We start from the raw sequence: 7676 nt of genomic DNA, 5'->3' as shown, positions 1-7676 counted from the left end.
TTTTTCATCCAACTATGGGGGTTCACTTCATGGTCGAAATTGCAATCAGATCGGCTTTTTTCAATGCCAATGTCCGGGCAACCTCAGGAAAGAACGTGTCGTAACAGATCATCATGCCAATTCGGCCAATCTTCGTCGTAAATACGGGATAGTCGTGACCAGGGGTGAAATACGTTTGCTCGGTATCGAATAGATGAACCTTCCGATAAGTCCCAATGATTTGACCGGTGTCGCTAATCAGCATTGTTGAATTATAGATTACGCCGGGATCAAGCTGGTCGCGTTCCGCAAATCCAAAGATGAGATGGACATGGTAGCGGTAAGCCACGTTTTGCATGTAGTGAATTGAAGGGCCATCAATCGTTTCGGCTAAGCTGTTAAACTCATTGCCGCATTCGTACCCGGAAATACTCAATTCAGGAAAAATGATTAATTGGGTTTCAAAATGTTCACTTTTAATTCGATTGACCCACTTAGCCATCGCACGAAGATTAAACGTTGTTCGACCGAGCAACGGTTGAAACTGAGCACAAGCAACTTGAATTTTCATCGTGAATCGACTTCCTTTCAATGCCAAACCAATCAGGCCAATTTCTGAAATGTCATGTTATCTAACATATATTGTGGTAAATTATAGCCATTCATCCAGAATTGTCAATCATGTCAGCAAGCCATTTTCCCACGGTTTTCCCCTTGTCAAGTGATCAGTATTAATCATTTCACGTCATACCAGTATCCTGAGCCTTCATAACCAGTTAAAAATTAATTTAAGAAGCCCAAATCAAGTGCTTTTATCATGTCACTATACATAACACAGAAATCTACCATTGATAAGCCACACGAACTAATGGATCCCATCATCATTAGTTGTACTTATATCAAAATAACGAATCCCAATCGCCAAACCATTGACGAGTCAAGGATTGAGGCATAAACTAAAGACGTAATTTGATATTGGACCGGTCCTATTGATAAATTGGTTATAATTTTCATCACTTTAGGTTGAATACAGGAGGTATCCAAAATGCCAAACTATGATTCAAAAGACTATTTGGAAAAAATGAACCGCTATTGGAACGCAGCCAACTACTTATCAGTTGGTCAACTATTCCTGCGTGACAATCCTTTATTAAAACGGGATTTAGTCGCTGATGATGTCAAGATCAAGCCCATTGGCCACTGGGGCACCATCGCTTCACAAAACTTTATGTACACCCATTTAAATCGGGTAATCAAGAAATACAATCTCAATATGTTCTACATTGAGGGTTCCGGGCATGGCGGCCAGGTCATGGTCTCTAACTCCTATCTTGATGGCAGTTACAGTGAAATCTACCCACGCATTTCTCAAAACGAAACTGGTCTGCAGCGCCTGTTCAAGCAGTTCTCATTTTCTGGCGGAATTGCCTCTCATGCCGCACCGGAAACGCCGGGTTCCATGCATGAAGGCGGCGAATTAGGTTACTCCATTTCCCACGGTACCGGTGCAATCCTCGACAATCCAGACGTAATTGCCGCCGTTGAAATCGGTGACGGCGAAGCGGAAACTGGTCCGCTGGCTGCCTCCTGGTTCTCCAACAAATTTATCAACCCCATTCATGACGGCGCCGTTTTACCAATGCTCAACTTGAACGGGTTCAAGATTTCCAACCCCACCATTCTGTCACGGATGAGCGACAAAGACTTAACCAACTACTTTGAAGGCATGGGCTGGAAGCCATACTTTGTTGAAACTGACGGTGATCCAAAGGATTACGAACGGGTTCACCAGACCATGGCAACGACAATGGACACCATCATCGAAGAAATTAAGGCAATCCAAAAGCATGCTCGTGACAATAACGATGCCACTTTGCCTCACTGGCCAATGCTGGTCCTTCGCTCACCAAAGGGGTGGACAGGGCCAAAGACTGACTTGGACGGCAATCCAATTGAAGGCTCATTTAGAGCCCACCAGGTGCCAATTCCTGTCAGTGCCGGTGATATGACCCACAAGGACATGCTGATTAGCTGGTTGAAGTCTTATCATCCAGAAGACATTTTCAATCAAAACGGTTCCGTTAAGCAAGAGATCAAAGACACCACGCCGAACGGTGACCAGCGAATGGCCATGAACCCAATCACAAACGGCGGTATCAAGCCGAAACCTTTGGATATGCCAAATCCTGCCGATTACGCCGTTAAGATTGATAAGCCTGGTGACAAAGAAGCTCAGGATACCGAAGTCTTGTCCCACTTCTACACCGATATTATGAAGCGCAACCCAACGACGTTCCGCGGATTCGGTCCGGACGAAACCAAGTCCAACCGCTTCTTCTCCGCCCTGGATTACGGAAAACGTCAGTGGATGGAACCCATTAAGACCCCTAACGATGAAAACATGGCCCCAGAAGGCCGAATTATTGACTCGCAGCTGTCCGAACACCAAGCTGAAGGCTGGCTTGAAGGATACGTATTGAGCGGCCGGCATGGCTTCTTCGCCTCATACGAAGCCTTCACTCGGGTCATTGATTCAATGCTGACACAGCACTACAAGTGGTTACGAAAGGCTTCAGAACAGTCATGGCGTCATGATTACCCATCATTGAACGTGATGAACGTTTCCCACGCCTTTCAACAGGATCACAATGGTTACACCCATCAGGATCCCGGCATGATTGGCCACTTGGCTGAAAAGGGCCATGAACTGGTCAACGAATACGTGCCCGCTGACGCCAACTCACTGCTGGCAGTCATGAATTCCGCTCTGCAAACCCGTGAGAAGATCAACTTAATCGTTGCTTCCAAGCATCCCCGTCCACAGTGGTTCTCAATGGACCAGGCCGAAAAATTAGTTAACGACGGCCTCGGCATTATCCCGTGGGCTTCCAACGACGGTAAGGATGAGCCCGACGTTATCTTCGCGACAGTCGGAACTGAAGCGACGATGGAAAGTTTGGCTGCGATTGACCTGCTCCACAAGGCCTTCCCTGACCTGAAAGTTCGCTTCGTCAATATCGTTGATATCTTGAAGCTGCGGCCAAAAGATGAAGACCAGGATGGTCGCGGATTAACCAACGACGAATTTGACAAGTACTTCACCACCACTAAGCCAGTGATCTTTGCCTTCCATGGCTTCGAAAACACGTTTAGAGGATTGGTTTACCACCGTCACAACCACAACGTCAGCTTCCATGGCTACCGTGAAAATGGTGATATCACGACCCCATTTGATATGCGGGTCTTGAACGAACTGGATCGTTACCACTTGGCAAAGGACGCCATTAGCCGGACGAAATTTGCTGATCAAGCTGGCGACTTTACCAGTGAAATGGACAAACTATTGGCTAAGCACCATGACTACATCCGTGAAAACGGAACCGATATTCCAGAAGTTCGTAACTGGAAATGGTCTGGTGACCTCACCAAGAATTTGACCACTGAATAAGTAAATTAAATTAACACCCTTCTAGCAAAAGGCTTGAAACGATACGCGCTTCAAGCCTTTTTGCTGTGAATGAGTTTAAGCCGTCATTGCGCTTTTCCAAGGTTCCTGTATACTAGTCGGTGGTTTATTGCAGACATCGTTTATTTAAGGAGACCTCATGGCTATCAAATCCCTTTCGTTCAAGGTGGCCGCCGCGCTTGGCACGTTCATTGTCATTCTAACGGTTGGCACTGTTTTCTTTGGTAATGGACGTTCAAATCCGTCATCGCCGGCTCATAATCAGCTCAAATCCCGCGTGGCGTTTGCTAAGGCAGCGAAGATTCACCTCAGCAGCACGGAAAATCACGTCGCCCACAAATACAAGCTCAGCAAGCTGGAGACCCGGACAGCCCGTAAGCTGCCGGTTACCGCCATTGGCGATTCAGTGATGCTTGACGTGAAGCCCAACATCAAGCAGGTCTTTCCTCACAGCGCGGTTAGTGGCTCAGTTGGCCGGCAATTCTATTCGTTGCCAAAAATTGTTCGCCAATTAAAGGCCAGCGGGCACCTATCCAACTATATCGTCATTAACTTGGGTACCAACGGCCCGCCAACCCAGGCCGATATTAATTCGGTCCTGAAAACGGTTGGTAACCGGCACATTTTCTGGATCAACACCCGGGTTCCCCGCAGCTGGCAGGGCACCACTAATCGCCTGATCACCAAGGCCGCCAAGCAGCATAAAAACGTCCACGTGGTGAACTGGTACAAAGCCAGCAAGGGCCACAGCGGCTGGTTTGCCAGCGACCGGGTCCACGTTGACTTGACGGGAGCCGTTTATTACACGCACACGTTGGCAAAGGAAGTTAGCCGGGTGCTCAATTAAATCTAATCAGAGAATCACAAATTCCGCTATGATCAGGGCTTTAGTCCAACCATAGCGGAATTTTTAAGTTTACAAATTAACACAGTCTAAAAAATATTTTTAGCCCGCTTTATCAGCTCATTTAGGAAGCTGGTACTCACCTTACCAACTATTTCACCATGGCGGGCAACATAGTCATAATTGGGAATTTGAAAGGTAATCACGCTTCCCTTAATCTCACTCGCATGATCAATGATCGGCAAGTAAATGCGGCGATCAGACTTTGTTTTCGAAGTAATTGGCATACAAACAACCATGCCCAATTGTCGGTTATACCCGTCGTTAGAAATAATTACCATCGGTCGCCTGATGTTACCTTGTTGAGGGTTATGTCTGCCTTCCTCGTGACCGGCATGGGGCTCAGCGTCAATAAAAATGAGATCACCTTGCTTGGGCGTTACCAATCAACTCGCTCCTTTCCGATAGGGGATTGTTGACCATAGTTACCAACGTCGTTTAATTCGGCGCGAAAGTCGATATCATCATATTCGCCATCAAGCCAGGGATTACCATGAACAGCTCGATATTCAAGCGTACCATCATCCTTGGCAACCAATACAAATCGCTTCCCAGCAGGAACCCCTGCCGCTTTTGGAACCGTTAAAGTTAGTGAATTGCCAGTTTTACGCGTCGAAAATTCTCCTAAAACACGTTCAGATCTTTTTTTGGTCAATATCATCAGCCTCCTTTAGAATATTAAAGCTGTCAAAGCCTAAAGTAATTACAAGTAATTATACCTCATCAACGTGAATACTTGTCTACATATGATCATTACCATGATCAGCCATGTTTATCAAGGAATGAAGGTATCACGACAATTAATTCTTGCGGTTTAGCAGTAATTTCAACTCTTGAAAGGCCTCGGGCAAGCGCTTATCCTTGCCAGCGTCGGTAAAATGGTGTCCCTCCGGCAACAGCACAAACTTAGCATGCAGGCGCCGGGCCATTGACAGCGTATAGGGATACGGCACACTGGGGTCGTTCAGGGCTGACATCACGGTCACCCGGTCAATCTTTGGAAGAACCTGGGTGTAATCGACCGGCTTTTCGGTAAATGAATCCAATTCCGGCAGCGTCCAAATTGGCTCGTCGAAACCGGAAACCAGGAGGACGTTCAAATGTTGAAACACGTGCTGGGAAATGTAATGAAGCACCTGGATGCAGCCCAGGCTGTGACCGACCAGCGTCATCCCATCCCGGCCATCAATAGTCCGGTCACAGTATTGATCCCATGAATGGCGCTCCGGATGATCGGAATCAGGAAAATTCAATTTGATAAACGGCACGTCGAGCTGATCTTCAACCTGCTTTTCCAGCCAGGGAAACCAGTGGTCGGCCGCGTATGATGTGTATCCATGAAACATGTAAATTGGTTGTTGGTCCATTCAAAATCGCCTTCGATCAGTTTTTAGGTTAATTATAAATGAAAACCAACGCGGTGGATGGCACAATTCCAAGATTAGCAAAGGCAAAATTATATCTAATTAACGTCAGCAATGGTTGTATCCTTTAATACGCTTAGCATTGCGTCCTCAGCCTTATTAAGGACTTTGGAACTATTTTTTAACCATTGTTCAACTTTTTTTTGATCAATAAAGGCACCGGGATCAAAATCTCCATGTACCTGGAACAAGTGATTTGTTCCCTCAATTGCGACTAAAATATCATAAAAAGAAATTTGGTTGGCATTTTTAGCCAGTCTCAAGCCACCATAAATTCCAGTTTTGGATTTTAGAATTCCGTTTCGCTTTAAAAGAGCAGAAATCCGTTTAATGCTTGGAACCGGAATATTAAGTTTGTCAGAAATCTTCTCGATTGATAAATACTCAAAACGTTCTTCATCCGACTTTATTCCTACGTAAGCCGTAATTTCAAGTGCCTGCGTATATGCGATAGAAAAAGACATAGAATACCTCCATTGGTTTATTAAATATATTCTATTATACCAAATCTATCGTTGAGATTATCCTTCCATTGGCACGATTAATAATAAAACTAGAATCAATCCTGCCAAAGCCAATCCCGCCCCAATCCACATCGACTGGCCAAATATGTCTGAGATATTGGAAAAAATTGCGGTGAAAGCCGAAAATATCGCAAGTCCAAGGGCGCCGCCAAATTGGCGAGCGGTGTTGTACACACCGGAGGCAGCTCCGGAAACTTCCTGACGAATCCGAGCCAATCCCGAGTTAGCCAGGGTTGCAAATGCCAACGCAAAACCAACCGCAAAGCCTAACGTTCCGATCAACAGTAACCAATAATTTGTTGTGTGAGCCACGGCTGCCAGTTCAATCATTGAAAGCAAAACTACAAGAAAGCCAATGACCATTACTCTTGAGTTACCAATTTTAGTAACAAAGTTTCTAGCATAAATTGCCACAACGAACAGCAAAATCGCCATTGGAACCATTCCCAGAGCCGTAATGAAGGGGCTCAATCCAAGGGCCCGCTGTAAAAATTGTGGTGTGTAGAACCAAAAGCCAATGCCTGCCGCACTAAAAAGAAGCGAACTCAGATAAGAAGCGGTGCGTTCACGGTCCTGAAAAATTTCTAAGGGCATCGTGGGATGGCGAACTTTAGCCTGACTCGCAATAAATGCGATCCATAAAACGAGTGAACCGATTAGTGTTGCAACCGGCCATGGGCTACCATCAAGTCCATAGGAAACCGAGACCATGGCCAGGATTGACAAAATAGTTCCTGTCCAGTCAATATTACCAACTTGCCGCTCTGATTTCGGCAACACTCTGATCGCAACCACCACCATGATAAATGCAATCGGTCCATTCATGTAAAAACCTGTTCTCCAAGAAGCGAAGGTTGCGAAAAAGCCACCAATTACCAACCCAATCGCGGCCCCTGCACCAATAACCGATGCATAATAGCCAATCGCTTTTTGCCGAGCTTGGCCTTTAAACGTGTCGGTTAAGAGGGCCAAACAATTTGGTGCCAAAATCGCGGCACCAACTCCCTGCAGCGCCCGAAAACTGATAATCATCGCAGCATTTGTAGCAGCCCCAACCGCAAGACTCCCAACCCCGAAGATAATCAAGCTCAAAATAAATAAGATTTTACGCCCGTATATATCACCAAGCTTGCCGCCAATTAACATAAAGCCCGCATAGGTTAAGGCATAGGAAACCTGCACCCACGATAAAGCACTCGCGTTCAATGCAAGTTGAGCGGCCATTTTAACAGTTCCCGTGTAGACAATCGATGTATCTAAAACTCCTAAGAAGGCACCAATCAACGCCAAGTAAAGAATAATTTTTTCAGTTTTAGTCATTTGCTTCCTCCAAAGTATGTGTCAATTATTTAGGGTCCGTCTGAAAACTTTATTTCAGG

8 protein-coding genes are annotated in these 7676 nt (G+C 45.8%); 2 read left to right on the top strand and 6 right to left on the bottom strand.

The genetic code is table 11. From position 1 onward, the window contains the following. Nucleotides 1-22: 22 nt before the first annotated feature. A complete protein-coding gene (locus FD47_RS12955) occupies nucleotides 23-550 on the bottom strand; it encodes a carbon-nitrogen hydrolase family protein (protein ID WP_082620301.1) in 528 nt (175 codons plus the stop codon). A 474-nt stretch (nucleotides 551-1024) separates the two neighbouring features. On the opposite strand from FD47_RS12955, the gene FD47_RS12950 reads away from it, so the two are divergent. Beyond that, the gene (locus FD47_RS12950) at nucleotides 1025-3427 is read left to right on the top strand and encodes a phosphoketolase family protein (protein WP_056980775.1); all 2403 of its coding nucleotides are present in this window, start codon (nucleotides 1025-1027) and stop codon (nucleotides 3425-3427) included. 157 nt (nucleotides 3428-3584) lie between these two features. Next, a complete protein-coding gene (locus FD47_RS12945) occupies nucleotides 3585-4292 on the top strand; it encodes an SGNH/GDSL hydrolase family protein (RefSeq protein ID WP_054736332.1) in 708 nt (235 codons plus the stop codon). Nucleotides 4293-4378: 86 nt separating this feature from the next. Here the strand turns inward: FD47_RS12945 and FD47_RS12940 are convergent, their stop codons facing one another. From FD47_RS12940 to FD47_RS12920, 5 genes are all read right to left on the bottom strand, one after another. Then, the gene (locus FD47_RS12940) at nucleotides 4379-4735 is read right to left on the bottom strand and encodes a type II toxin-antitoxin system PemK/MazF family toxin (protein WP_054736335.1); all 357 of its coding nucleotides are present in this window, start codon (nucleotides 4733-4735) and stop codon (nucleotides 4379-4381) included. After that, nucleotides 4729-5004, bottom strand: a complete 276-nt coding sequence (locus tag FD47_RS12935; protein WP_054736337.1) for a hypothetical protein — start codon at nucleotides 5002-5004, stop codon at nucleotides 4729-4731. Before FD47_RS12935 ends, FD47_RS12940 begins: the two co-directional genes overlap by 7 nt. Nucleotides 5005-5149: 145 nt before the next feature. Then, complete coding sequence (locus FD47_RS12930; protein WP_054736339.1) at nucleotides 5150-5716, bottom strand: RBBP9/YdeN family alpha/beta hydrolase; 567 nt, start codon at nucleotides 5714-5716, stop codon at nucleotides 5150-5152. A 95-nt stretch (nucleotides 5717-5811) separates the two neighbouring features. Continuing rightward, on the bottom strand, nucleotides 5812-6237 hold the full coding sequence (locus FD47_RS12925; RefSeq protein WP_054736341.1) for an RrF2 family transcriptional regulator: 426 nt from the start codon (nucleotides 6235-6237) through the stop codon (nucleotides 5812-5814). Between the two features lie 57 nt (nucleotides 6238-6294). Next, on the bottom strand, nucleotides 6295-7617 hold the full coding sequence (locus tag FD47_RS12920; RefSeq protein ID WP_056980774.1) for an MFS transporter: 1323 nt from the start codon (nucleotides 7615-7617) through the stop codon (nucleotides 6295-6297). Nucleotides 7618-7676 lie beyond the last annotated feature (59 nt).

Source organism: Lentilactobacillus parafarraginis DSM 18390 = JCM 14109 (genome assembly GCF_001435895.1).
GTDB lineage: Bacteria > Bacillota > Bacilli > Lactobacillales > Lactobacillaceae > Lentilactobacillus > Lentilactobacillus parafarraginis.
This window is presented reverse-complemented; position numbering and strand designations above follow the sequence as displayed.

Coding starts and splice junctions, on each gene's coding strand:
- FD47_RS12955 (WP_082620301.1), bottom strand. CDS start 550: ATGAAAATTCAAGTTGCTTGTGCTCAGTTTCAACCGTTGCTCGGTCGA.
- FD47_RS12950 (WP_056980775.1), top strand. CDS start 1,025: ATGCCAAACTATGATTCAAAAGACTATTTGGAAAAAATGAACCGCTAT.
- FD47_RS12945 (WP_054736332.1), top strand. CDS start 3,585: ATGGCTATCAAATCCCTTTCGTTCAAGGTGGCCGCCGCGCTTGGCACG.
- FD47_RS12930 (WP_054736339.1), bottom strand. CDS start 5,716: ATGGACCAACAACCAATTTACATGTTTCATGGATACACATCATACGCG.
- FD47_RS12925 (WP_054736341.1), bottom strand. CDS start 6,237: ATGTCTTTTTCTATCGCATATACGCAGGCACTTGAAATTACGGCTTAC.
- FD47_RS12920 (WP_056980774.1), bottom strand. CDS start 7,617: ATGACTAAAACTGAAAAAATTATTCTTTACTTGGCGTTGATTGGTGCC.